This window comes from Psychromonas ossibalaenae ATCC BAA-1528, from assembly GCF_000381745.1.
In the GTDB taxonomy this organism is placed as follows: Bacteria; Pseudomonadota; Gammaproteobacteria; order Enterobacterales; family Psychromonadaceae; genus Psychromonas; species Psychromonas ossibalaenae.
The window spans coordinates 118,044-141,514 of sequence record NZ_KB906971.1 but is presented as its reverse complement, the minus strand read 5'-3'; the positions used below and the strand labels follow the sequence as shown (position 1 = coordinate 141,514).

Annotated in this window: 21 protein-coding genes and 1 tRNA gene; 14 read left to right on the top strand and 8 right to left on the bottom strand. The window is 38.5% G+C overall.

Going from position 1 to position 23,471, the window contains the following annotated elements; genetic code table 11:
- Positions 1-36 precede the first annotated feature (36 nt).
- Positions 37-1,029, bottom strand: a complete 993-nt coding sequence (gap, locus tag G327_RS0104295; protein ID WP_019613532.1) for a type I glyceraldehyde-3-phosphate dehydrogenase — start codon at positions 1,027-1,029, stop codon at positions 37-39.
- A 408-nt stretch (positions 1,030-1,437) separates the two neighbouring features.
- Positions 1,438-2,331, bottom strand: coding sequence for a D-hexose-6-phosphate mutarotase (locus G327_RS0104290; protein WP_019613531.1), 894 nt, complete (start codon positions 2,329-2,331; stop codon positions 1,438-1,440).
- 341 nt (positions 2,332-2,672) lie between these two features.
- On the opposite strand from G327_RS0104290, the gene malQ reads away from it, so the two are divergent.
- From malQ to glgX, 3 genes are all read left to right on the top strand, one after another.
- A complete protein-coding gene (malQ, locus tag G327_RS0104285; protein ID WP_019613530.1) occupies positions 2,673-4,862 on the top strand; it encodes a 4-alpha-glucanotransferase in 2,190 nt (729 codons plus the stop codon).
- Positions 4,863-5,110: 248 nt separating this feature from the next.
- Positions 5,111-7,309 carry a 1,4-alpha-glucan branching protein GlgB gene (gene glgB / locus G327_RS0104280; RefSeq protein ID WP_425413782.1) on the top strand — a complete coding sequence of 733 codons (2,199 nt, stop codon included), beginning with the start codon at positions 5,111-5,113 and terminating at the stop codon, positions 7,307-7,309.
- 3 nt (positions 7,310-7,312) lie between these two features.
- Positions 7,313-9,418, top strand: coding sequence for a glycogen debranching protein GlgX (gene glgX / locus G327_RS23950; protein ID WP_019613528.1), 2,106 nt, complete (start codon positions 7,313-7,315; stop codon positions 9,416-9,418).
- A 54-nt stretch (positions 9,419-9,472) separates the two neighbouring features.
- Here glgX and G327_RS0104270 read toward each other — a convergent pair whose 3' ends face one another.
- Positions 9,473-10,318, bottom strand: a complete 846-nt coding sequence (locus G327_RS0104270; protein WP_019613527.1) for a DUF2989 domain-containing protein — start codon at positions 10,316-10,318, stop codon at positions 9,473-9,475.
- Between the two features lie 77 nt (positions 10,319-10,395).
- Here G327_RS0104270 and G327_RS0104265 point away from each other — a divergent pair, with 77 nt between their 5' ends.
- Positions 10,396-10,677, top strand: coding sequence for a YeaC family protein (locus G327_RS0104265; RefSeq protein WP_019613526.1), 282 nt, complete (start codon positions 10,396-10,398; stop codon positions 10,675-10,677).
- Between the two features lie 100 nt (positions 10,678-10,777).
- Complete coding sequence (locus tag G327_RS0104260) at positions 10,778-11,479, top strand: DUF4124 domain-containing protein (protein WP_157600983.1); 702 nt, start codon at positions 10,778-10,780, stop codon at positions 11,477-11,479.
- Between the two features lie 73 nt (positions 11,480-11,552).
- Here G327_RS0104260 and pyk read toward each other — a convergent pair whose 3' ends face one another.
- Both pyk and G327_RS0104250 read right to left on the bottom strand, forming a co-directional pair.
- Positions 11,553-12,986: a pyruvate kinase gene (gene pyk, locus G327_RS0104255; RefSeq protein ID WP_019613524.1), complete on the bottom strand. Its 1,434-nt coding sequence runs from the start codon at positions 12,984-12,986 to the stop codon at positions 11,553-11,555.
- Between the two features lie 88 nt (positions 12,987-13,074).
- On the bottom strand, positions 13,075-13,917 hold the full coding sequence (locus tag G327_RS0104250) for a MurR/RpiR family transcriptional regulator (RefSeq protein WP_019613523.1): 843 nt from the start codon (positions 13,915-13,917) through the stop codon (positions 13,075-13,077).
- A gap of 296 nt (positions 13,918-14,213) precedes the next feature.
- Between G327_RS0104250 and G327_RS0104245 the strand changes: the two genes are divergently transcribed.
- The 3 genes from G327_RS0104245 (at position 14,214) to G327_RS0104235 (ending at position 17,347) form a co-directional block, all read left to right on the top strand.
- Positions 14,214-15,167, top strand: a complete 954-nt coding sequence (locus tag G327_RS0104245) for a glucokinase (protein WP_019613522.1) — start codon at positions 14,214-14,216, stop codon at positions 15,165-15,167.
- A gap of 79 nt (positions 15,168-15,246) precedes the next feature.
- Positions 15,247-15,334: transfer RNA gene (locus G327_RS0104240), tRNA-Ser, on the top strand.
- A gap of 93 nt (positions 15,335-15,427) precedes the next feature.
- The gene (locus G327_RS0104235; RefSeq protein WP_019613521.1) at positions 15,428-17,347 is read left to right on the top strand and encodes a site-specific integrase; all 1,920 of its coding nucleotides are present in this window, start codon (positions 15,428-15,430) and stop codon (positions 17,345-17,347) included.
- Between the two features lie 137 nt (positions 17,348-17,484).
- On the opposite strand, the gene G327_RS0104230 is transcribed toward G327_RS0104235, so the two are convergent.
- Both G327_RS0104230 and G327_RS0104225 read right to left on the bottom strand, forming a co-directional pair.
- A complete protein-coding gene (locus tag G327_RS0104230; RefSeq protein WP_019613520.1) occupies positions 17,485-18,009 on the bottom strand; it encodes a hypothetical protein in 525 nt (174 codons plus the stop codon).
- On the bottom strand, positions 18,003-18,182 hold the full coding sequence (locus G327_RS0104225) for a hypothetical protein (protein ID WP_019613519.1): 180 nt from the start codon (positions 18,180-18,182) through the stop codon (positions 18,003-18,005). The genes G327_RS0104230 and G327_RS0104225 overlap by 7 nt, the downstream gene beginning before the upstream one ends.
- Before the next feature lie 943 nt (positions 18,183-19,125).
- On the opposite strand from G327_RS0104225, the gene G327_RS0104220 reads away from it, so the two are divergent.
- The 6 genes from G327_RS0104220 to G327_RS0104195 all read left to right on the top strand — a co-directional run bounded on the left by G327_RS0104220 (position 19,126) and on the right by G327_RS0104195 (position 21,860).
- Entirely contained in the window at positions 19,126-20,061 is a 936-nt protein-coding gene (locus G327_RS0104220; protein ID WP_019613518.1) for a hypothetical protein, read from the top strand.
- Positions 20,062-20,150: 89 nt separating this feature from the next.
- Positions 20,151-20,531 carry a hypothetical protein gene (locus G327_RS0104215; RefSeq protein WP_019613517.1) on the top strand — a complete coding sequence of 127 codons (381 nt, stop codon included), beginning with the start codon at positions 20,151-20,153 and terminating at the stop codon, positions 20,529-20,531.
- 4 nt (positions 20,532-20,535) lie between these two features.
- Positions 20,536-20,949, top strand: a complete 414-nt coding sequence (locus tag G327_RS0104210) for a hypothetical protein (RefSeq protein WP_019613516.1) — start codon at positions 20,536-20,538, stop codon at positions 20,947-20,949.
- A gap of 46 nt (positions 20,950-20,995) precedes the next feature.
- Entirely contained in the window at positions 20,996-21,286 is a 291-nt protein-coding gene (locus G327_RS23945) for a hypothetical protein (protein WP_033297810.1), read from the top strand.
- Positions 21,287-21,295: 9 nt separating this feature from the next.
- A complete protein-coding gene (locus G327_RS0104200) occupies positions 21,296-21,640 on the top strand; it encodes a hypothetical protein (protein ID WP_019613514.1) in 345 nt (114 codons plus the stop codon).
- Positions 21,633-21,860 (top strand): hypothetical protein, encoded by a 228-nt coding sequence (locus G327_RS0104195; protein WP_019613513.1) that lies wholly within the window; start codon positions 21,633-21,635, stop codon positions 21,858-21,860. Before G327_RS0104200 ends, G327_RS0104195 begins: the two co-directional genes overlap by 8 nt.
- Positions 21,861-21,928: 68 nt before the next feature.
- On the opposite strand, the gene G327_RS0104190 is transcribed toward G327_RS0104195, so the two are convergent.
- On the bottom strand, positions 21,929-23,356 hold the full coding sequence (locus G327_RS0104190; protein WP_019613512.1) for a zincin-like metallopeptidase domain-containing protein: 1,428 nt from the start codon (positions 23,354-23,356) through the stop codon (positions 21,929-21,931).
- Between the last annotated feature and the right edge of the window lie 115 nt (positions 23,357-23,471).

Genomic DNA, 23,471 nt, shown 5'->3' with positions numbered 1-23,471 from the left:
AAGTACAGGCTTAAAACAAATTTTGACTAATTATTCTTATTTAGAGATAAGAGCGATTAGGTCAAGAACTTTGTTTGAGTAACCGATTTCGTTGTCGTACCAAGATACAACTTTAACGAATTTGTCAGTTAGAGAAAGACCAGCTTTTGCATCAAATACAGAAGTCTGAACTTCACCGATGAAGTCTTGAGAAACAACAGCATCTTCAGTGTAACCTAAAACGCCAGCCATTTCATTTTCAGAAGCACGCTTCATTTCAGCACAGATTTCTTCGTATGTAGCAGCAGTTTTAAGGTTAACAGTTAAGTCAACAACAGAAACGTTAGCAGTTGGTACACGGAAAGCCATACCAGTTAGAAGACCGTTAAGAGCAGGGATTACTTTACCTACAGCTTTAGCAGCACCAGTTGAAGATGGGATGATGTTTTGAGAAGCACCACGACCACCACGCCAGTCTTTAGCAGAAGGACCGTCAACAGTTTTTTGAGTTGCAGTAGTTGCGTGAACTGTAGTCATAAGGCCAGATTCGATACCGAATTTGTCGTTAAGAACTTTAGCCATTGGCGCTAGACAGTTAGTAGTACAAGAAGCGTTAGAAACGATATCTTGACCAGCGTACTCAGAGAAGTTTACGCCGTTAACGAACATTGGAACGTCGCCAGAAGGACCAGTAAGAACAACTTTTTTAGCGCCAGCTTCGATGTGTTTACGAGCAGTTTCGTCAGTAAGGAAGAAACCAGTTGCTTCAGCAACTACTTCAACGCCAGCTTCATCCCATTTTAGATCTGCAGGGTTACGTTCAGCAGTAACACGGATAGTAGTACCGTTAACAACTAGGTTACCTTCTTTAACTTCAACAGTACCGTTGAAACGACCGTGAGTTGAGTCATATTTAAGCATGTAAGCCATGTATTCAACGTCGATTAAGTCATTGATTGCAACAACTTCTACATCAGCACGTTCACATGCTGCACGGAATACGAAACGGCCGATACGACCGAAGCCGTTAATACCTACTTTAATTGTCATTTTTTAGATCCTTTTGGATGGTTTGATTTTAAAACTGTCATCATTATAGGTGTCAAAAACACCTAAGACTTGATGCTGGTCAAGTTATTCGCTCTGAAAACACCATTTTTTTTATTAAATTATTCTTTTAGAAAGAAAATTATACAAATAGTGTTTTTATTAAGCGACTGACGCTGTAATTAAATTACGCGCTTATATTAAGGGCAATTACACAGAAAATAAAGTAAAACCCAAATTTTCCTGTTAATTAGCGCTTTTTTGTAGATGAATTGGTTAGCTTTGTTCGTTTTTGTAATTGTCTGATCATATAAATGAAGAGCAAAGACATTAAAGTGCGTATTACAGCATAACAGGAAGATTGTTATGTAAAATCTTCCTGTCTATTTATGTAATAAATAAACGAAACAGTTATTTAATTAATGTGCTTAGGGTATGAGATTGTCCCGGTGCAACAGTAATACCTTGTTTAGCGGTTATTGCTGATTCGATACAGAACATGGTTTTGTAGCCGTCATCGGGCATATCAGTAAAGGCCGCCGCGCCGCTAATCCATGGTGTCCAAAGTACTTCTGAATCATTACCTGAATTTTCCATCTTCAGCTTCCGGCTGAATTGTTTATCATCAAGTAATACTGACTCAGGAGCTTTATTATAAATAGAATCAATCGGAGCGTTGATCAGCAGAGTACCGTCACCTGTTGTAACTTGACCATTTTTCAATGAATTAGAAAATGTTTCATTTAATCCTGAAACAGTACAAAACTCCGGAGAGCTGATATTTAGATAAGTGTGCAGGGCGCCGCGGTAACTGAAAGGTTTATCGCCGGTGTTTTTGCTGATCAGCTCCAGTTTAAGCTCTGAGGTCAGACTTGCTTTTAAAACGAGTTCAAATTCAAAAGGCCAAAGTTTGCGTGTTTCAGCACTGTCTTTAAGGTGCAGCTCAAGCTCAAGTCCCTGTTCAGACTCTTTAATATCAGCTACTGACCATTTGCTGGTACGGGCGAAACCATGTGAAGGCAAATTATCCCCTAATGTTTCACCTGCGGCTCCAAACCACGGCCAGCAGACTGGTACGCCGCCGCGGATTGCTTTTTGGTCATTATATATAGCGGTTTTACTCAGCCAGATAAGCGGTTCCTGTCCCACCAATTGAAAATGTATTAAGTGTCCACCATGAAGCGCAAATGCGGCATTAAGTTTTTGATGTTCGATAATGAGGAATTCGTAACCGCTTGAATCGGTCTGCAGGCTGACAGAATCAGATAATGTCGTCTTCTGTTCTAAAAAAAGGTGAGAAATCATGGATAAAGTCCCTATGTAAAGAATTGTAACAATGGGTTAAGTAACGCTCTTTTTGCTTGAATATGCGCATTTAGCAATTTTAAAAGAGCCGATTGCGACGTAAACTACGTGAAAAAATGCGGGAATAAAATACTTCGAAGCATTTATTGCGATAAATCATGAAATAAATAAATATTTCACAGGCTTATCAGTTTGTACTATGTAATGATAATGAATTCACATCACATCAAATTATGATATAAATCATATAAATGATATTGTGCAGTTTATTTGATAGTTAAGCTTACTTAAACAACACGGCATTGTAAGATGCTGTATGAATAAAAATTAATAGGTGTTATATGTCTCGTTCTACTTTAGATATGTTTATGGAATTAAAAGGAATTGATCCGAATTTTGTTGATGCATGGGGGAATCCGGCAAAAGTCTCCGATGAGAATATACGAAATATACTCGGAAAAATGGGATACGACGCTTCAGATGACTCGCTTTTACATGCTCATTACCTTGAAAAAGAAAAGGAGCACTGGTTAACTGCACTACCACCTGTTTCAGTCTGCCAGAAAAACACATCTTACAAGTTTGATGTTCGCCTGCCTATCGACTCTGCCGCTGATGCTTTGATTTATAAAATCACACTGGAAAACAAAAGTGAAATTAAGCAGACTATCTGTGCAACGGGCTTCCCTTTAACAGCAGTGAAAGAAATTTCAGATGTTGAGTTTCATTGCTATCAGGTGGAAATGACCGTTGACCTGCCGATTGGTTACCATTCTTTATCTGTTTATGAAAACGGCATTGATGAAGCATTAGCAACCATGTCGTTAATTATTACGCCTTCACGCTGTTATATTCCCGAGCCTATTGCACAAGGTGAAAAAATATGGGGCACAAGTATTCAGTTATATTGTGTTAAAAGTGAAGTTAACTGGGGAATCGGTGATTTCAGTGACCTGAAAACATTGCTAGTTAAAACTAAAGAAAACGGTGGTGATTTTATCGGCTTAAATCCGATTCATGCTTTATCGCCGTCTCAGCCGGGTAATGCAAGCCCGTATAGTCCATCATCAAGAAAATGGCTGAATATTTTATATACAGATATTACTGCGGTTAATGAATTTGAGCGTAATAAAGTTTTACAGGATAAAATTTCCAGCGCTGATTTCCAACAAGAACTGAGTGTAATACGTGATACTCAATGGGTTGATTACGAACATGTCACTTCCTTAAAACTGTCTGCATTAAGAGAGCTTTTTGCAACTCTGAATAACGGCAGCGCAAAAAGTAAAAAACGCCTGACAGCATTTAACCAGTACGTTGAAGATAAAGGCGAGTCATTAATGCAGCAGGCTGGTTATGATGCATTACAGTTCCACTTCTTAGCATTAGACTCGAATTCATGGGGCTGGCCGGTTTGGCCTGAAGCGTTCCAGGCATTCCAAAGTGAAGCGTCGCAAAACTGGATTAAAGAGAATATTCAGGAAGTATTATTCTGGTGTTATACACAGTGGGTCTCTGAATTACAGTTAGAAGAAGCTGACAAGTTAGCAAAATCATTAGGCATGACTCTGGGTATCTACCGTGATTTAGCCGTAGGTGTCGGTATCAGCAGCTCGGAAATCTGGGCTAACCATTCTCTTTACTGCGAACAGATCAGTGTCGGCGCGCCACCGGATATCCTAGGCCCTCTAGGTCAAAGCTGGGGTCTTCCTCCTATTGCACCGGACCAGCTGCAGGAAACAGCATACCAGCCGTTTATTGAGTTATTACAATCTAATATGAGCCACTGTGGTGCGCTGCGTATCGATCACGTGATGGCTTTACTGCGTTTATGGTGGGTGCCGGACAATGCAAGTGCAGAGAAAGGCGCATACATCTACTACCAGGTTGAAGATATGCTTAATTTATTAGCACTGGAAAGTGTGCGAAATGAATGTCTGGTAATTGGTGAAGATCTTGGTACTGTACCTGAAGGTATTGATGTTCTATTGAAAGACGCGGGTGTTTACTCGTACAAAGTGTACTTCTTTGAACAGGCCGAAGACGGCGGCTTTATTTCTCCAGAGCATTATGCACCGCAGGCGATGGCTACACTTTCTACACATGATATGCCGACCATTAAAGGTTTCTGGCATTGTGAAGATCTTCACCTGGGACGTGAGTTAGGTTTATATCCGAAACAGGATGTTTATGAGAGTCTGTTACATGACCGTCTGGTTTGTAAACAGCAGATTCTTAACAGCCTGCACGGTCACGGCAGTCTGCCGGATGAATATGTGCGGGATGCGAAGGTTTCAGGCATGGATCAGACCTTGAACTTTGGTCTGCAGAAACATTTAGCGAAAGGGGAGTCTGCATTATTAAGTCTGCAGCTTGAAGATTTTCTGGAGATGGAACATCCGGTTAACGTACCGGGAACAAGTGATGAATATCGCAACTGGCAGCGTAAACTGTCACAAAATATCGAACAGTTATTCTGCAATGAAGAAGTAAAAAAACTTCTTGCTGAATTAACTCAGGCGCGTAAGTAATAAAACATAGTCTAAATCTGAAATTAATATTGGATCCGAAAATTATGAATACTGAAGTAAAAAACGCAGAAAAAAAAGAAGCTAAGAAAGCGGTCAAAAAACCAGTAAAAAAAGCGTCTGTTAAAAAAGCGCCGGTTAAGAAAACGCCAGTAAAAAAAGCGGCTGTTAAAAAAACAACAGTGAAGAAGACTGTAAAAAAAGCGCCTCTAAAGGTCGTAAAAAAACAAGAGTCTTTACATACTGAGCATATTTCGATGATTTCTTTATTAAAAGAAGCAAAACTGGATAATCCTTTTGAATGCTTAGGTTTATTAACCAACCCGAACGGTAAAGGTTTTATTTTACGTGCCTGGCTGCCGGAGGCAGATGCCGTTGAAGTTTATGCTTTAGGAGATGAAAAACCGCTGACATCATTGACTAAAATTGACGATGCCGGGTTATTTGAAATTGTGTTAGCTGATAAAACTGAAAAATTTACTTACGAGCTTAAGGCTTTTTATAAAGGTCAAGAGCATCGTTTTGTGGATCCGTACCAGTTCCATGAAGTTGCTTTTGAAGGGTTATCTACACTGCATGAAGCACCTCAGAATGTTTATAAGACATTAGGAGCGCAGCTTAAAACGGCAGTGCTTGATGATGCTAAAATTGGTGGTGTACGATTTATTGTATATGCGCCGAATGCATCAAGCGTAAGTTTAATTACTGAATTTAACCATTGGGATGGTCAGCGTCAACCGATGCAGCGCAGCTGGTGTGGACACTGGGTTCTGTTCGTTCCAGATCTGAAAGCTGGTTGTGCATATAAGTTTGAATTAAAAGACGGTCTTGGTAACCGTCTGCCTCATAAAGCGGATCCTGTCGGCTTCCAGGCAGAGCAGTACCCGTCACATTCGTCAATTGTTGTTGATCATGAAGCGTACCAATGGAATGACCAGGATTGGTTTGCATCTCAGAAAGGTGATAAACGCTACACTGCAATGAGTATCTATGAAGTTCATTTAGGCTCATGGAAACGTAAAGAAGAAGACGGTGTAGAGCGTATGCTGACTTACCGTGAGCTAGCTGCAGATCTAATCCCATACCTGGTAGAGATGGGATACACCCACCTTGAGGTAATGCCGATTTCTGAGTTCCCGTTTGACGGTTCTTGGGGTTACCAGCCGGTAGGTCTGTTCGCCGCAACGAGTCGTTTCGGGGATGCTGATGATCTGAAATACTTTATCGATCAGTGTCACCAGGCCGGTATCGGAGTTATTGTTGACTGGGTACCAGCACATTTCCCATCAGACCCGCATGGTTTAGCACGCTTTGACGGCACACCTTTGTATGAGTATGAAGATCCGCGCCGCGGCTGGCACCCTGACTGGAACTCTTATATCTACGATTTTGGTCGTGACAATGTACGTCAGTTCCTAGTAGCCAGCGCTTTAATCTGGTTAGACAAATTCCATGTTGACGGGTTACGTGTTGATGCTGTTGCTTCTATGCTTTACTGGGACTACTCACGCGACGAAGGCGAGTGGGTACCTAACGTAGACGGTGGTAATCATAACTACGAAGCAATCAGTCTGCTGAAATGGTTTAATGAAGAAGTATATAGTCAGTATCCGAATGCCATGACCATTGCTGAAGAATCAACTGCTTTCGCAGGTGTATCTAAACCAACATTCGAGGGCGGCTTAGGTTTCGGCTTCAAATGGAATATGGGCTGGATGCACGATACATTAAGTTATGCGCAGCAGGACCCTATGTACCGTAAATACCATCACCACGAAATGACCTTTGCGATGGTTTACCATTACAATGAGCATTTTGTATTACCGATTTCACACGATGAAGTGGTGCATGGTAAAAAATCAATGATTGGTAAAATGCCGGGTGATGAATGGCAGGCTGCTGCAAATTTACGTGCTTATACGGGATACATGTTCGGCCACCCAGGTAAAAAACTTAATTTCATGGGCGGTGAGTTTGCTCAAAGTCGTGAATGGAACCATAACAGCGGACTTGACTGGCATCTTCTTGAGTTTGATAAGCATCAAGGCCAGAAACAATTAACAGCTGATCTGAATCATTTATACAAAAATAACCCTGCATTATTTGAATCGGATTATGACAGCAAAGGTTTTGAATGGTTAGATCATTCGGACGGTGAAAATAGTATCCTTTCATTTGTACGTAATAATCTTAATCAGGATAAACAAATCATCTGTCTGTCAAACTTTACTCCTATTCCTCGTGACGGTTACCGTTTACAAGTGGAAGAGCTGGGTGAGTACGAAGTTATTTTAAACACTGACAGTGAATATTACTGGGGAAGTAACTACGGTATGGGAGATGTGATGGGCGTATTTAATGCGCAGGAGCATCCGTGGCAGGGTAAATCGTATTCATTTACGCTAAACTTACCACCATTATCAACAGTATTTTTACAGAAGAAGGGCTAGCTAGTGAGCGATAAATTACTTGAGTTAGACAGTAACAATCATCCATTTTCAGATTCACGAGGTCAGTTTCTGCCTCTTGGAGCCATATTGGATGAAGGAGGCTGTCATTTTTCAGTTTATAGCTTAGGTGCGTATCGCGTAGAGTTATGCTTATTTAGTGAATGTGAAAAATTGATTGCCAGCTATGCCCTGGAAGTAAAACAAGGGCATATGTGGAGCATTTATATTAAGCAGGTAAAAGCCGGACAGTTATACGGTTATCGTGTGTTCGGTGATTACCGCCCTGAAAAAGGGCTGTTGTTTAACCAAAACAACCTGCTGATTGATCCCTATGCCAAAAAACTCAACCGTGTGCAGCACGGTTTTGCACAGGCACAGAGTGATCGAGAAGATTTCCAGGTTGTAAAATCAGTGGTTGTTGATGATACCTTTGACTGGAAAGGTGTAAAGAAACCTGAAATAGAAGATCATGACAGGATCCTATACGAAGTGCATGTCAAAGGTTTCAGTCAACTGAATAAAAAAATTCCACTGGAAAATCGTGGTAAATACCTTGGTTTGTCGCATCCGGAAAGTATAAAGCATTATAAAAAACTCGGTATGACCAGTTTACAGATCATGCCGGTTTTCAGCTTTATGAGTGAAGCTCATTTAAAAGATCTTGGATTAACTAATTATTGGGGTTACAACCCGATTAATTTCTTTTCTCCTGATAACCGTTATGCTCAGTATGATGCTGTCAATGAATTCAAAACCATGGTGCGGGAGCTTCATGAAGCGAATATTGAAGTCATTTTAGATGTGGTTTATAACCATACTGCAGAGTCTGGTGAGGATGGTTTAATTCTCAGCTTAAAAGGCTTTGATAACCGCAACTATTATACTTTTGAAAAAGACAGGCAGGGTAAAGGTTACCATTATTCAAACTACAGTAACCATTCAGGCTGCGGTAATACGGTAAATCTTGATTCATCGTGGACTTTAAAATTAGTCCTTGATTCTCTACGTTACTGGGTAACGGAGATGCAGGTTGACGGTTTCCGGTTTGATCTGGCCGTAACGCTGGCAAGAGAGCATCATGGTTTCAGCAGCCAGAGTGCATTTTTTAAAGCGTTATTACAGGATCCGGTTTTAAGCCGGGTTAAGCTGATTGCAGAGCCGTGGGATATCGGTCCAGGCGGTTATCATCTGGGCGGTTTTCCAAGTGACTGGTTAGAGTGTAATGACCGCTACCGGGATACACTGCGTTCATTCTGGCGTGGGGATACAGGTAATGTTGCTGAAGTTGCAACCCGCCTGCTGGGCTCCCGTGATGTGTTTGCTAAACGCTATCGTTCTAATTCCAGTAGTGTGAATTATATCTGTTACCATGACGGGTTTACTTTAGATGATCTAGTTTCATTTGAGCATCGTCATAACAAGAAGAACGGTGAAGAAAATCGTGACGGTCACGGACATAATTTGTCAGCTAACAATGGTGTGGAAGGCAAGACTAGCAATCCGCGTATCAATCAGCGTCGTCAGCAGCAGAAGCGTAATTTGATTACCAGCCTTTTGTTATCCCAGGGAACACCGCATTTTTTAGCGGGTGATGAAATGGGCCATAATCAGGCGGGTAACAATAATGCTTACTGCCAGGATAATACGCTTACCTGGATAAACTGGGATATAAGCGAAGCTGATCAAAGCCTGCTTAAGTTTACTAGTGAAATTATTAAACTGCGTAATGAATCACGTCTGTTTGGTAATCTGGCTTTAAGTGATGACAGTATTATCGGTCATGAAAACAGTGATCAGGTTAAGTGGTATCACCCTGATGGTTACCTGATGGATGAAGATGACTGGCATGCATCAAATTCTCAGGCACTTGCAGTTGAACTGCATGAAACGTCTGAAGGTGGTGAACGCTGGTTTTTAATTCTGAATGCTTCAAGTTATCAGATATGCTGTACTTTACCGGTCTTAGATACCGGGCTGGTATGGAAGATGAAGGTTAATACAGCTTGTTTAAGCGGTGAATTAACTGACAAGCATAAAAGTATAAAAGAGGCGATTCAGATGAATGCGCGTTCGTTAATACTGTTAAAATGTGTACGTCATTTAACTTAATGCCGACAGCTGAATATCATTTAAAAAGCCTCAATTGAGGCTTTTTTTATGCCTTTATTTTCTTAACTTAGGCGCCTTCTCTATGAAAGTGCCTTCTTCTAAGTGCTGGTAGTATATATCGGCCAGATCTTCCAGCTCGTCTTCGTTGCTGATGATTTTTTTCCCGTTTGCCAGGCCTTTTCTTAATATAAGATCCAGGTTAATGGGAAACTCATCATTATTATCTTGCTCTTCTGCAAGCAGTGCCCAGACATAGGCTTGTTCAAAATTTTTATTCTGGAAATAAAGCGTCATTATCGACATAAAAGCAGTTTCGGGGATATCTTCGATTGAGCTGCTGACATTCAGGGCTTTATAAAACAGGTCTAATGCGCCCTGCGGATCTTCTTTAGCATTAAAACTCGCTAACTTAATCAGCAGCCTGATATCCGTTATGCCTTTTTGACTGGCCGCTTTTAAAAATACCTCTTTGGCTTTATAGTCCTGATGATGAGTCCATAGGTAATAGGCAAGATGCGGATCCTGTGTGCCTTTGGTCTCTTTAAGCAGGTCATTCATCAGTTTCTGCGCTTGCAAATAGTTATTAAGACGATGCTGTTTACGTTCTTTATTACGGGTGAACTGCATTGACAAGGTTAATTCCATACACGATTGATATTCATCAAGTTCGTTTAGCAGGTCACGAGTATGCCTTTCAGTAGGCTCAATTTTTTCATAATATCGGGCACGAATAACAGTTGTGCGTTTATAACGGCAGTCACCAATTTGTTTGATATCTGCACAAAGTTCAGGATGCTTCTTACAAATTGTCGCAAGATCATCGTTTTTGAGCGGATTACAGGCTGCAGTTAAAAGCACCGCACTTAGCAGCAAAGGGGTTTGAAAGGTCTTGATAATCATGAGTAGAATTATTCCCTTAAATCAATATACTTAGCATAGTCCAGGTTAATATTTTAAACTACTAAGAGGCAGTTCTTGTGTCAAATTTAACTGAATATGCAAAGAATATATCACCGTCACTTTATGAGCAGTTAAAACAAGCTGTTGAAACTGGAAAGTGGTTAGACGGCAATGAATTAACTGAGTCGCAGAAGGAGCATTCACTGCAGCTTGTGCTGGCATACCAAAGTGAATTTAATGTACAGCCGGATCATTTTACTATCGCAAAAGGCGGCGATATTCATATGGAAAGCAAAAAGGTGTTGAAAAAGCAGTTTGCACAGCAGACTGATTCTGATACTCATAGAATTGATTTGTAAAAGATTATAAATATTTTTTTACCCGATTTACTGTTAGATTTGGCAATTTAGACATAAGCTGAAGTAAATACATAGTAAAATAAAAGGCTATTATCTACTTATGTTGAAAACAGCTCCTATTTTTATGTCCTTTCTATTATTCACAACGCCGGTTTTCTCTGAGGTGTATAAATGTGTGGATGGAAACTCAATGAGTTTTTCCAATGTACCCTGTGATGATCAGCAGAAAGCGAAAATAATAGTTAATGGAGTTGCTGACCAGACCATGCCTGCACAGGAAAAATTTGTGGTGCCGGTTTACCCCGGCTGGAAAAAAGGCTGGAAGAAAACTAAAAACCTGTCATTAGAACGTTTTTCTGAAATGGAATATACTCCCTTTAAGCCATCGGCAGGTGAAATTCACGCATCTATCAACAAGCAGAAATTGACGAACCTGCCAAAATCTATGACAGTTCACCGTTTTTCCGTTTCAGTTGAAGATATTATTGAAAGTATCTGTGAGAATGCGGTCATTCATCGTCCAGATATAAATGATCAGGCCTCCGAGCTTGTCTATTACGGTCAGTATGCCTGCTCATTAAGACGAGATACCCAGCAGGGTGAGCTCGGCTACTATAAAATAATGCGCGGCAGCAGCAGCATTTATATGCTTGCTGTTAAATGGAGTGTTAAGCCTTTTGTTATTGAAGCGGGCAAAGAACTGCCTATCCTCAAAGATAAGGAAATTCGCAAGAGAGTGACTCGTGCTGAAAAATACCTGCGTTACGACGTTAAACTGTGCCGCGGTGACAGCTGCACCTGAAACAAGGTGTCATATATTTAAGACACAAAAAAGCCTCTCAGTTGAGAGGCTTTTTTACAGTCATTTATTGTTGTTATTTAACTTCAACAATCTTACATGTGTTAGTTGAACCTGCGTTGTTGTCATCACCATGAGTGATTATAATCAGGTCACCAGCACTTAAGCAGCCTTCTGCTTTTAATGTTTCAACTGCATTTTCTAAGAATTCAGTACTGTTAGTCGTTGTAGATGCAAATTTGACCGGTGTCACACCGCGGTATAGCGCACAGTAACTTAGTGTCTGCTGGCTGCTTGAAAGAGCGTAAATAGGTAAACCTGAGCTTAAACGAGACATTAACAGCGGTGTTGTACCCGACTCAGTTAATGCAACAATCGCTTTTACACCAACAGTGTGGTTAGCCGCAAACATAGTTGTCATGGCTAATGCTTCAGACGGATCGTCGAATGTGTAGTTGATACGGTGGTTAGAAACATTAATGCTCGGGTGTTTTTCAGCACCGATACAAACATCACTCATTGCTTTAACGGTTTCAACCGGATAATCGCCGGCAGCTGTTTCACCAGAAAGCATCACGGCATCAGTACCGTCAAGTACCGCATTTGCAACGTCCATTACTTCTGCACGAGTCGGCATAGGAGCGCTGACCATAGACTCCATCATTTGTGTTGCAGTAATAACAACACGATTTAAACGGCGCGCTGTACGGATCATATTCTTCTGTACACCCACTAGGCGGGCATCACCGATCTCAACCCCTAAATCGCCGCGGGCAACCATAACAACATCAGATGCTAGAATAATATCTTCCAGTGCTTCTTCTGTTTCTACTGCTTCTGCACGTTCAACTTTAGCAACAATTTTTGCGTTACAGCCGGCTTCTAATGCAAGACTGCGGGCATAACGAAGATCTTCACCGTTACGCGGGAAAGAGACAGCTAAATAATCACAACCGATCTCAGCCGCTGTGAAGATATCTCTCTTGTCTTTTTCAGTTAATGCGGCTGCAGATAAACCGCCGCCTTGTTTGTTGATGCCTTTGTTATTTGACAGCGGACCGCCGATTAAAACAACAGTATGGACTTTATTGCCTGATACGCTTTCAACTTTCAGCTGCACACGCCCGTCATCCAGCAGCAGTACATCACCGGCTTCAACTTCTTGAGGTAATGTTTTGTAGTCAAGGCCGACTTCATCCTGGGTGCCTGCGCCTTTTTCGATATCACTGTCTAAAGTGAACTTATCACCGACAGCAAGCTGGATTTTATTGTCTTTAAAGGTAGAAACTCGGATTTTCGGGCCCTGAAGGTCACCCATAATTGCAACTTCTTTACCCAAACGGGCTGCAATTTCACGAACATCGTTAGCACGTTTAACATGATCAACGGCTTCTCCGTGAGAAAAGTTCATACGAACCATATTCGCGCCGGCAGCGATGATTTTTTCTAAGTTATTATCACGATCTGTTGCTGGGCCTAATGTAGTTACGATTTTGGTACGTCTAGTCATTGTATACTCCTGTAAATATAAATAATTTCACTGTAACAGTATTGCATATCATTTTTAAAGGGTGGTTACAGTTAATGGTTTACTGCTTTCAAATATCAAAACGAGAATCTTTTATCCCGTCTTTTACACGTTTTAGATTATCTCTAAACTTTGCACCACGTCGTAAAGTAAAACCTGTTGCTAATACATCAATTAATACCAGCTGCGCAATGCGCGAAGCCATCGGCATATAAATATCAGTATCTTCCGGTACGCTCATCGAAAGTACCAGGTTGCTTTGTAAAGCAAGCGGAGAATTGCAAGCTGTCAGCGCAATAACAAAAGCGTCACTTTTGCGTGCCAGCTGTGCCACTTCAACCAGTGCTTTAGTCCTGCCTGTATGGGATATTAGAACAATGACATCACCTTCCGTGCTGTTAATACAGCTCATCTTCTGCATTACCACATCATCAAAGCAGGAAACAGGGATGTTAAAGCGGAAAAATTTATTCAGCGCATCGTGAGCAACAGAAGATGAAGCCCCTAAGCCGAAGAATGAAATTTTGTTCGCCTGAGTTAATGCATCAACAGCCCGGTTAATTAAAGATGTATCTAATGCATTTTTAGCCACATCCAGGCATGCCATTGTAGACTCAAAGATTTTAGCTGTATATGCCTCTGGTCCGTCATCTTCGTTAACATTGCGGTTTACGTAAGGAGTACCGTTAGCAAGGCTTTGTGCCAGGTGTAATTTAAAATCAGGAAATCCTTTCGTTTCCAGGCGTCGGCAGAAACGGTTGACAGTGGGCTCACTCACTTCCGCCATTTTTGCTAATGTAGCAATGCTGGAATGAATTGCAACCTGCGGTGATGCAATAATGACTTCAGCGACTTTGCGTTCTGATTTGCTGAAAGTATCAAGGTTTTTTTGAATTAACTCTAAAGTATTCATATCGTTCCACGTGATTTATTTTTTTTGCGTTAAACTGATTGTTTACGGGTTTTGATTAAATTGATAACTGTTTACAAATAACATTGTAGTATCTGAAATAAGTCAGTTATCAAACTGAAAATTTACTACAAAATAACCCTTAAATTGCTTTTTAGTATAAGTAAGTCGCCATTAGATGTCATTTTATTACAGAAAAAAACTGTTTTAGATCAAATTCGAGCTGGTATTGTTACAAATATGAGAAGGCGATCATTCATATTGCGTTTCGTTTTTAATATTTATAGGAGAGAGTATTTATGTTATCTGTTGTTGCTGATGTCGGCGGGACGAACATTCGTCTTGCTGTGTGCGATTTAGAAACCGGCAGTTTAAGTAAACTCAGAGAGTTTGCCTGTAAAGAGTTTATAACACTTGATGCTGCGCTTTTTCAGTATTTTTCAACACTTCAAGAGCCGGTTAAGCATTTATGTGTTGCGATAGCATGTCCCGTTGAAGACGATCAGGTAGTGATGACGAATCTAAAGTGGGAATTTTCTAAGCAGGCATTAAAACAGAAACTGCAGCTTGAATCTCTGTTTGTTATTAATGATTACACGGCTATTTCTCTTGCTGTTCCGTTTGTTGATGAAGCTGACAAAATTAAAATCGGGGGCGGTGAAGCGCTGCCCGGTGGTGTTACGGCGGTTTTTGGTCCTGGTACTGGTTTAGGGGTTTCGCACATTATTAAATCAAACAATAAATGGATAAGCCTGGACGGAGAAGGTGGCCATGTCAGCTTCGCTTCAAATACACGTGAACAGGCAGATATTCTGCTGCTGCTGCAGGAGCAGTTTGGTCATGTTTCAGCTGAGCGGATTTTATCCGGGCAGGGGTTAGTTAACCTTTACCACAGCTTATGCCGTTTAGAAGGTAAACAGCCCGAATTTCATGAGCCTAAACAGGTCACTAAAGCCGCTCTAGATGAAAGCTGTAATTTAGCTGTGCGAAGCCTGACGGTATTCTGCCAGGTAATGGGGTCTTTTGCGGGTAATCTGGCACTGAACCTTGCCTGCTACGGCGGGGTTTATATCGCCGGCGGTGTGGTGCCTCGTTTTGTTGATTTCTTCCTGTCTAGCGAGTTTAGAAGCTGTTTTGAGGAGAAAGGGCGCTTTAAAGACTACCTGTCCAGCATCCCGACTTATCTGATCACACACAGCAATCCTGGTTTGTTAGGTGCAGCTGTATATCTACGCCAAGAATTAAATAATTAAAAATATTGATATTAGTTGTTGATTTTATGCGGAGAGTTATCTATGATGCGCCCCGCTTCAACGATATAGCGAAGCAGCTGGTGACGTGTCCGAGTGGCTGAAGGAGCACGCCTGGAAAGTGTGTAAGGGGCAACCCTTCGAGAGTTCGAATCTCTCCGTCACCGCCACTTCTTTAAGTCGTTGATTTTTAAGTGAAAACGTCAACGACTATTGTGAAATAAAACTCTGTCACATAACTCTGTCACAAAAAAGGACGAGTTATGCCACTACTTCCCAATTATTTATATCAATACCCTCAATCTAAAAATTACTATTTTAGATTAAGAGTTCCCTCTGAAGTCTGCGAAAAATTATCAACAAAACCATTTACATTTATTGCAAGTTTAAAATGCTGTAAACTGAGTCTTTCAAGATCTACCGCATTATTTATTAAAGATAAGTTTGAACGGGAGTGGGAACTAATAATGGAAGAAAGACTTATTGAGGGGTTGTTGGGTGATAACACCTATGAACCTGCAAATTGGGATTTTAGAGCATATTTAAAAAAACAATATGCAACATACCTAGCCGTATCAAAACAAATTATTCGTGGTGAACGCCAATCTCATATTGATTTAGAAAAACTGTCTATCCCCTCTAGTGCTGATATGAAACTCTATGAACAACATTTAAAAGAAACCATCAAAGAAGGCAACTCTGCAACGACTTATAAGCAACTTGCACACCCACATTATTTAGAGTCCTATTTAGACGATTATATGGCATTTCTAGGCTCTAAAACTCACGCTGAACTTGTTCAGTTAAAACCCGATGAAGCTTTAACACTCCCTTTGAATATTCACTCTTCGGCTGAAGCGCATTTTAATGAACACGGTTACGGTGAAGAGTTTTTAAATGAAATGCTTGATGATGATTGCTCTTTGCCAGTAGATAAACACGCAATCAATCGCTTTATTGCAAGACACGGTTATCAAGAGTTTCGCCTCAAAAAACAGCTTATGACTGAAATTATAAAATACGCTAATGAGTATGATGAGTTTTCTGAGCAAGAGTTTGCAGCCAAAGGATTGAGAATTGCGAACATTGGTCAATATTTCAAGTTATTTGAAACTTATACTGACACTTTAGATTTAATAAAATCTTTGAAAAAAGACTCTAAAACACGTTCTAAAGTCAAAAATCAAATAAAATTAAAACCCACGTTTGAATTGTTCCTTGCTGAAAAATCAAAATCAGTTAAAGCCGATACAATTGAACATTATAAAATATCATTCAATTTCTTTTTTGAACTGCTTGGTGAAGATTATGATCTACGAGAGATAAACAAGACAAAAGCAAAAGAAATAAAAGATGCGATTATTGCTAAATCTGCGAATAGCGAAAAAGGTTGCTCTGAAAAGACATTATCAGTTGCTACTGTGAATAGATATATGATTAATATTGGGGCTTTCTTAAACTGGTGTAACGATAATGACTACGAGGTAGAAAAAGACCTATTTACTAATTTAAAATTAAAAGAAACCAAAGTGAGTAAGTTGCGAAGAAGACCATATACAGAAGCTGAGATTCAGTTAATCAAATCTTATGACTTTAAAGATATGCGAGAAGCAAAAGAAATCAGGACAGATGCATTTTGGTTTCCTAAAATAGCCTTGTATACAGGTATGAGGTTAAATGAGATTTCGTTTTTAACAACTGATGATTTTGGTGTAGAGAAGGGTATTCATTATATTTCTATAGAAGATAAAGATTTAAAAAATGAAAACTCTGAAAGAAGGTTCCCGATCCACTCAAAATTGATTGAGTTTGGTTTACTTGATCTAGTAGCAGAGCGTAAAAGGCAAAAACAGAAAGTATTATTTATCGAATGTAGAGTTGGTAAAACAAAGCCCGGAAAGTATGGTTGGGCTGAAAGTATTTCAAGATGGTATAACCGATCATTAATTAAGAAAATTGGCATTTCTAAAGAATATGAGGGAGAGCAGGGTTTTATGATTGATTTTCATTGTCTTCGCACAACCTTCTTAAGTTTTTGTAAAAGAAACGGTTTAAATGGTTATATTGTAAAGCAAATTGTCGGCCACACAGGAAAAGACGATGTAACTTTTGATGTTTATGGGTCAGAAGTTTCAACCAAAATTGAAGTGATGAAAAAACTAATTGAAAATATTGATTATTAAGAATATTGGTTATTTTTAGGACATTCAAAAAGCCCATTTAGGGCTTTTTTTGTTTTTAGAATATACAAATCAACTATACTGATAAATCTGATAATTTCAGAAGAGTATATATAGGTTTTACTGATTATTCAGGGGAATTAATCTGTGATGTAAGTGTATAACGTGATCAGATTATCTTCGTTATTATCCATTGTTAATTTTTTAAAGCCTTGAGACTCATATAATGTAATCAAGTGAGCATTATCTTCACACTCTACAATGACCGTTCTTCCACCAATCAATTTACGAGCTTCATTTATATCGTTGTAAACGATATCCAAAATATCGGGAAGTGTAATGCTGTTTTCAATAGCAAAGTTTTTGGCTAATTGTCCGATCAAATAAACCTGTAGTGTTTCAGCGTTTTTATTAAATCCATCTAGCTTTTTTACTTCGCCTTTACTGATTGTTGCACTTATTAAAGATAGCTCTTTAAAGGTTAACGAAAAGTAAGCGACAATATCACTGGTTTCAGAGTTTAATATTAACGTAGTGCGAGCTTTATCACTTTGTTCAAAACGAATGGCACTATTATGTAGAAATCGTTCAACATCGGTATTTTTAGGGCAGGAAAAAGTAGATAAGAGACTGATGACTTGTTCTTCATCAATCTCTTTTAGCAATGCACCGAGTTGGAGAGTCGTTGTTTTAATAACTGTATACCTTGCTCATTCTCAGCTTTTACGTTACGTGCTTTGATAGATACTTTACGTGGATTAGTGAAATCAGATTTAAGCTGTTTAATGCTAGTTTGATCACTTACTACAAAGCTCTTATCAAATGATGTTGTTGCCATAATGACCACCTATCTATATTGAAGAACCTATTATTGTATAAAGCATAATATTAATAACTTTACACCATTAATGATAAGGGGAATAAACATAAAAGACAATATAGTGTTAAAGATACTTTTATTTTTACTTAAAGGTTTGATTACTTATCTTTAACTAATTGATATTTAAGAGCAACCACATTAAAAATACTATGTCAATAATTAAAAAAATTATTTTGTTGACATAGCTGTGTGTTTAATGATATTATATGCTCAAGCTAATCGCTACGAAAGATTTTCTTCTGCTGCGATTCTTAAAAAAGAAATTGCAAGCTAATACCTTGCTAACTAGACGGTAAATCTGGTTAATATTGGACTAACTCTCCAAGTCGGACTAAATCTCCGAATTAACCACCAAATAGAGAACACAAAATTGTTCTCATTCAAAGAAAAACCTATTTGAGGTTTTCTTTTAAAGATGATTTTTTTACTTATATTAACAGAGGAGTATTAAGTTTAGAGGCATTTTAATTAACACAAAATAGATCTCATTATTATCGGTTAACGCTGGGTTATTGTGCCTGTTAATCGAGTAGTAACTAAGGCATTCAATACAAAAGTATTGGTGTTATCTGGTGTTTTTTATTATATCTGTTGTAACTTGATACACTCACGTAAGTAACTATTTCATCTGAATTGGTGGTTTTAATTTAGAGGAGAGTTATATGTCAGCACAACCAATCACCCCACAAAATAGAACCCTATCACCTATGTATTTCATCGGTGAGGTTTTACTGCGCCTAAAATCCGCTAACAACATATTTCATTCCTTATATTTACTGCACTTTCCATAGTGCAGTCCCTTAGTTCATCCGAACTTAGTTTCTAAATAACACAAACAATCATTGAAAAAATCACGCTCATTGGGTGGGGCGTTTTACACCCTAAATATAAGGAAAAGACTATGAAATATACAACATTATACCGTGATCAACTAGAAATAACTAAATCAAAGCCAATGGGTAAAAAATCATTAAAAGCGCTTTTTGGTAAAAAGCCTGCCAGCTTTCAAAAATATGCTCGCACGATGAAAGATATCTGTAGTGACTATACACAGGAAGGCAAAAACATATGCAAACTACTTAATGAAGAGTTGCAATGGCGAAAAAATGGCTCTCCTGTGATTTTTTTAGAGACAAAAGAGCTTGTTAGCTATCTGTATGAAGCAAAGTTTAATTTTGAAGAGGACTTTAATGTCACTCCTCCATTTGAGTCATTTGCAATGGTATTTCCTGAGAATACAGAAATTAATGGTGTAACACTAAAAAGTGCGCTTGTAACCATTATGACCCGTAAAGAGTTTATTAATCTTTATGGTCCTTCTATTGTCACATTACAAGACCTCTTGTGCGCTGATTATAGTGATGATGAGCTGTGCATTGCCGTTCATTATGAAACTGCAAGTGGTAGTGTTGATACTAATTTTTCTCACCTATCGAAACTATCCAAAACCCTTAAAGCCAACGCAGTTAGTCCACTCCCTAATAGTGGAACAAATATGCTTCAAGCATTAACCCAAATAGCCCTTAGCTTGTGTGTTTATCACAGTGCAACTGATGGTGAAAAATTGGAAAAAGGCTATCCGTCTTCTGCTATTTCGCTACCTCAAAGTAAATCAAAGGCAAGCTATAAAGCCGTAACCATTCGTTCATTTAAAGAAAAACAAAGCAGTGTTGGTGATAGCTCAAGAATAGTGACGCATCGCATTCCTCATTATAGAAACCTTAGAGCAGAAAGGTTTTATAAAAAAGATAAATACAAAAATATGAAACGGGGTTCTCGCTGGACGTTTGTTAAAGAGGTCGATGTTTACGGCAGTGTGAACACCTTACTGAGTTAATTTTATTAGAAGCAAATGAGGATGAACAAAAGAAAAATGAAACAAATTAATAACCAAAAATTACCCACAAAAACAGAGGAGAAATAATTATGTGCGTATTAGGAATTATGAAAGAGATGGCAAAAGAGTGTGAAAGTTTTGAGAGTGATCGCCACTTGTTGGCGACCTCAATGCGATTTTTCGTAGAGCTTGATCTGTTGAGGCATCGCAGAGAAGAGCTGAAAGAAACACTTGAATTGCTTTTATTAAATGAGTGCCTCGGTGCAATTCGACTTGAATATTTAATCAATGAGTTCACTGAAGAAGCTGATGATCTTGAGCATATCTTTGATGAACTTACGGAAGATCATATTGATGCAAAACTTCATTTTAGCTTGCTGATTAGAACACTTCAATGCACCGCCAGTTTCTTTGAAACGGTATTAAATATGTTTAACAACTTACAACAAACCAACCACAAAAGAGGATAACAATATGGAAAACGTAAACAAATATAACAACTTAGTAAATCAAGCCCCTAAACATTTAGCATTAATTGAGATCTTATTTCACAAAGGAAAATTAAGAGAGATGTTATCAAGGCTATCTAGCGAAAAAATAGATTTTATGTTGCTTCCTGATGAAGAAAATAGTTTTGTTTGTGTTTCTTCGAGTGAGGTAATAAGGCTCTCAATACAAGGACTTCGTCTGATGGACAAAGACAAAATTATGCTGTTTGGTCTTACTGAGTTTTTGGCTGATAAAGATATCGCATTTAGTAAAGAAATAGCAAAAAAGATTAAAAATGAAGAATTGAAAGAGCTAGCCGAGAAGATTATTGGACAATTTGAACTTTTTTATTTTATTGAAAGGCATAAAAGCAATGGAACAGAAATCATCCAATTTTAACAGGAACTTAACGCAACAAGGAGGTTGCATTTATGAGGAAATAATTATGAACAAGAAAAAAACACAAAAAATATTTAGAGAATGGGCGTTAGATTTTAGGGCTATTGGAGATCTGGGAAGGTATGAAAAATGGTTGTTTATATCGAACCAAAAGCGCTATACAGAAGAGGATTTGAATATGATTACCCTAAGATGTGAAGAGCGAATAGTAACTGACTTAGAAATAGAAAAATTAGCGTTACTTGTTTCTAAAAAATATGCACAGGCGACAAAAGATATATCTAATGAAGCTAAATGCGTGCTTCAACACATTCAAAAACTTAAAAACAAAAAATAGGAGAAAAAGATGAAAGAAGATATTAAATATATAGAGCAATGGGCGTTATTAAAAATTATTGATAACTATGAGATAAAAAACACTGTTACAACTGATGATAGATTATGCTTGGTTGAAAAAGTTGTAAGAGATATTTCAGTTACATTTCCAGCCTGCATTTTTAGAACATTGCCGAATTATGCAAGGTTATCAGTGATTGAAGCGCTTGATTATAATGAAGTGTTATCAATGGATAATATTCATTACGTTGAGTCTGAGTTAAGAAATATAGATGAGGCTTATGAGAATTATGATTGGTTTATTGTAGATAAAGCTCGTGAAATTAAGCGAAGTCAAAGGGGGTCATATGTATAAAGCACTAGAAGATAAAATCCAAGCTTTAAGCATTGATGAATTAGCGTCAATTGTTGATGAACAGCCTCGTTTACAAGAGTTTGTGCGCTGTTTATACACCAATGAGCTGTATCAATTAAATCAGTTGAGAATGCTTGATGCTAACAATTACATTATTGCACTGACAATTTTAAAAAGAGTATATCCTGAGTGTCGGCACGTTTTCAGTAAACACTTTTAATTAGATTTATCAGTCACTCGATACAAAGAAGCCCGTTTGGGCTTTTTGTCGTTCTGGGCTGGGTAAAATCACATTGATAAACGTGATGATTTTAACCTGTTTTTAGTCGGAGTGGTTTCATCGTTATTATCAACAGACACATCAAGGATAATGGACTGTAGCAATTTTAAATTATCCAATTCTCGCTGAACAATAGCGCTAGATACACCTGTAAGCGCCACTTTTTTATCTGGGGTGAAAACCTCAATCCCATCTTTAGACTCATTGTAACCAATTATTTTTTGGTTTTTTAATTGTATCAGTGGGCTGTGATTATTGGCACTTTTTACAATGTAATCATTTAATGCATCGGTATGTTTGTCTGCTAATTTAAGCTCAAAATCTAACTTTTCAGGCACTTTATAAGGAGATTGCATCGACAAGTCTAATTTATGTTTCATCACTTTACGGCTGATATAGTTTTGTGCTTCCTTTGCCTGTTTACAGATACTTAATAAGGCTTTTTTCTGATCTTTAAATTGGCTAGCGTAACCCTCTAAATAAGATGCGTGTGCATTGAAAGTTTCAAGTCCTTCATCTAAGCAAATGAACATTGTGCTTGTCTCTGCAATCAATTCTTCTGAAAAATATGCTTTAGAATTAGAGGCATTATTTTGTTTTCTATTTAGCCTACTAGGATGACCTGTGGAATGTGATAATTCGTGCAGAATAACAGCGAAGAATGCTTTGTCTGATATAAATTTATTTCTTGGGGGAATAGTAATACAGTCATTTTTAGGCGAATAGAAAGCTTTATCTTGATTTTTTTCAACCACTGGAACACCCATCGCATCAATGATTAACTGTGCTTTTTCTACAAACTCAACATCCTCCATCTCAGGTGACATTTTTTTATTTTCTAACTCTTCTTGTCGTGCAAAATAATCACGCTCTTCAATGAACTGCTCTGGTAATAAATGCTTGATTTTTTCTATTGGAAAAACTTTGTATGGCTTTAATCCTTTGCGTTTCTGGTAGCCATTTTCACGCATTTGAGTGAATGACATACCTCGTGTTTCTTTGTCAAAAACACTTTTGCTGATCAGCTCCCCATCTTTTTTATATGTTTCGAGATATTTAACGACCTGTGCATCAAGTGTAATGCCTTTAAGGGGCTTATCTGGATCGAATGTTTCAGATTTAGGTGGGAGCTGGTCTTTATGTTGTTCAAGTAAATCAGAAGCTTGTTTGAAAGTTGAGTAAATTGGAACTTTGGTTGCGTTGCTCTCTACTTCTTGAAGTAGCATTATAATATTCACACCATTATATTCATTATCGTGGAAATTATGTGGCAAAGCACTGAGCGCAGAGCGATAAAAACTCACTTGCACATCACTGTCAGAGGTTGGTTTTTCGCCTTTGGGTTTAGAGAAATAATCGAATAATCTATCAAGTATTTGTGATTGTTGGTCTGTTTTTGCGGTAGAGCGTCCTACTCTCGGTCTTGTGTTTTTCATAAGTAACTCCTTTTATGAGGTGGTTACTTATGTCGTATCATTGATTGGATATTTTCCAAGTTGTTGCAATATAGCGGTTCTTTTTTTCCCTTAATTTACCATTTTTAATTTTTTA